Source organism: Thermus sp. (assembly GCF_040290245.1).
Taxonomy (GTDB): Bacteria; Deinococcota; Deinococci; order Deinococcales; family Thermaceae; genus Thermus_A.
This window is the reverse complement of the sequence record NZ_PSMQ01000108.1, coordinates 1-2,668: the sequence shown is the minus strand read 5'-3', so window position 1 is coordinate 2,668 and position 2,668 is coordinate 1. Positions and strand designations below refer to the sequence as shown.

General features: G+C 67.2%; 4 protein-coding genes. 3 read left to right on the top strand and 1 reads right to left on the bottom strand.

Annotation, left to right across the window (positions count from 1 at the left end; translation table 11 throughout):
• The 3 genes from C4301_RS09750 to meaB all read left to right on the top strand — a co-directional run.
• Positions 1-793: outer membrane protein assembly factor BamB family protein (locus C4301_RS09750; RefSeq protein WP_352414875.1), on the top strand; the 793-nt coding region annotated here is incomplete at its 5' end.
• A 10-nt stretch (positions 794-803) separates the two neighbouring features.
• On the top strand, positions 804-1,184 hold the full coding sequence (locus C4301_RS09745) for a RidA family protein (RefSeq protein ID WP_352414874.1): 381 nt from the start codon (positions 804-806) through the stop codon (positions 1,182-1,184).
• A 3-nt stretch (positions 1,185-1,187) separates the two neighbouring features.
• A complete protein-coding gene (meaB, locus tag C4301_RS09740; protein WP_352414873.1) occupies positions 1,188-2,120 on the top strand; it encodes a methylmalonyl Co-A mutase-associated GTPase MeaB in 933 nt (310 codons plus the stop codon).
• Here meaB and C4301_RS09735 read toward each other — a convergent pair.
• On the bottom strand, positions 2,091-2,558 hold the full coding sequence (locus tag C4301_RS09735) for an NUDIX hydrolase (protein ID WP_352414872.1): 468 nt from the start codon (positions 2,556-2,558) through the stop codon (positions 2,091-2,093). The genes meaB and C4301_RS09735 overlap by 30 nt on opposite strands.
• Positions 2,559-2,668: the final 110 nt, after the last annotated feature.

The following is a 2,668-nucleotide window of genomic DNA, read 5'->3' as shown; positions in this document are numbered from 1 at the left end:
GGCCCTGCCCGAGGAGGTGAGCGCCGCCCCGGTCTACCGCCAGGGGCTTTACGTGGCCACCCGGGACGGGGTCCTGCGCCACTACCAAGGGGGGAGGCTCGCCTGGAGCTTCCCCACGCGGGACGAGATCTCCGCAAGCCCCCTGGTCCTGGGGGGACGGGTCTACCTTCCGAGCCGGGACGGAAGCCTGTACGCTTTGGAAGGAGAAAAGCCCCTGTGGCGTTTCCAAGCCGAAGGCCACCTCTCCGCAAGCCCCACCCTCCATCGGGGTCTTCTCCTCGTGGGAGGGGAGGACGGGTGGTTGTACGTCCTGGAGCCTGAGGGGGGAAGGCTTCTGTACAAGGTCAGAACCGGGCCCGTTCACGCCCCGGCCGCAGGGTACGGGGGGGTGGTCTACATCCCCACCTGGGCGGGGGAGGTGCACGCCTTTGACCTTCTGAAGCGGGACACGCTTTGGAGCTACGACCTGGAGGGGGAGATCTGGGGCGGCCTCGCGGTGGACAAGGACCGGGTCTACGCCGCAGGCTGGGGCGGGGTGGTCTACGCGTTGGACCGCAGGACGGGGGACGAGGTCTGGAGCCTCGAGGTGGGCAAAGTAACCGCAGGGCTTGCCCTAGCCCAGGGCCACCTCTACGTGGCCACCGAGGAGGGCCGCCTCCTGGCCATAGAGGCCCATCGGGGCCAGGTGGTCTTTGAAGCGGAGGGGCTTGGGCCGGTGCAGGTCCCTCCCCTTCCCGTGGGAAACGAGGTGTACGTGGTCAACCTCCACGGGCGGCTTTATCGGTTTGGGTAGGATAGAAGGTATGGAGGAGCTCAAGCCGGTTTCCACCGAACGGGCGCCTCGAGCCGTCGGCCCCTACAGCCAGGCGGTGAAGGCTGGGGGGTTCGTCTTCGTCTCAGGCCAGATCCCCCTCACCCCGGAAGGGGAGGTGGTGGAGGGCGGGATCCGCGCTCAGACCGAGCGGGTGATGGAGAACCTGAAGGCGGTCCTGGAGGCGGCGGGGAGCGGGCTGGAAAAAGTCGTCCAGACCACCTGCTTCCTGGCGGAAATGGAGGACTTCCCGGCCTTTAACGAGGTCTACGCCCGCTACTTCCTCCCCCCCTACCCCGCCCGGGCCACCGTGGCGGTCAAGGCCCTGCCCCGGGGGGTGCGGGTGGAGGTGGCCTGCATCGCACGGGAGTAGAAAATGGATAAAGCCGAGCTCTTCGCCCGGTTTGAGGCCAAGGACCCCCGCGCCCTGGCCCGGGCCCTCACCCTGGTGGAGGCGGGCCACCCGTGGGGGGCAGAGCTTTTAAAAGCCCACCGGGGCCGGGGCAACGCCAAGGTGGTGGGCCTCACGGGAAGCCCGGGAGCCGGGAAGAGCACCCTGACGGACCGCCTCATCGAGGAGGCCCGCAAGCGGGGGGAGAAGGTGGCGGTTTTGGCCGTCGACCCCAGCAGCCCCTTCACGGGCGGGGCCATTTTAGGAGACCGCATCCGGATGATGCGCCACCACCAGGACCCCCAGGTCTTCATCCGCTCTTTGGCCAGCCGGGGCGCCTTAGGTGGGCTGGCGGGGGCCACGGTGGCGGCCTTGGCCCTTCTGGAGGCCTTTGGGTTTGACCGCATCTACGTGGAGACCGTGGGGGTGGGCCAGAGCGAGGTGGACATTGCCCGGGTGGCGGACACCACCCTCCTTGTCCTGACCCCAGCCTCGGGGGATGCGGTCCAGGCGTTTAAGGCCGGGGTGATGGAGATCGCGGATGTCTTTGCCATCAACAAGTTCGACCTTCCCGGGGGGGAAAGGCTCATCCTGGAGCTGAAAAGCGCCCTCGAGCTCTCCCCTTTGCGTCCTGGGGGCTGGCTACCCCCCATCTACCCCGTGGTGGCCACCACCGGACAGGGGGTGGAGGCGCTCTTTGAGGGCCTCGAGGCCCACCACGCTCACCTCGTTAAGCACGGCCTTTTGGAGGGGCACCGGCTGGAAAGGGCCCGGTTTGAAGTGGAAAGCGTCATCCAAGAGTGGGGCCGGAGGAAAACCCAAGAACAAAGCGGCCAGGCCCTCATCCAGGCCGTGGCCCAGGGCAGGCTCACACCGGAAGAGGCCGCCTTACGCCTCCTTGCGCCAGTAGCGGAGTAGGGCCTTTTGGAGCATCTCCCGCTCATTTTCATACGAGAGCCGCTTAAGCGCCTCTTCCACAGGGAGAAAAAAAGCCGCCTCCACCTCGGAGAGTTGGGGCCGGGGCTTCCCGCCCCGGTAGGCCATGAGGAAGTAGTGCACCTCCTTGCTGACCGTTACGGGCGCCTCGCCGTCCTTTATGGTGAAGTAATAGCGGACTTTGCCCAAAGGGGCCACCACCCCCGCCTCCACCCCGGTCTCCTCCCGCACCTCCCGGACGGCGGTCTCAGCGTACCGCTCCCCCGCCTCCACCTGGCCCTTGGGCAGGGTGAGCACCCGACCCCCCTTGAGGGAGACCACCAGGACCTCGAGGGGATCCGGCTTTAACACCACCCCACCCGCGGAAACCACCCGCCTTCGGGCCACGGGGCCTCTGGGTTTTTTCCTCCGTCTGGCCACACCCCACCTCAAGAAAAAAGGGGCGCCCTTCGGCGCCCCCAAGGAACCCCAAAGGGGAGATCAGCGGGCGGATTCTCCTTAGAAAGGAGGTGATCCAGCCGCACCTTCCG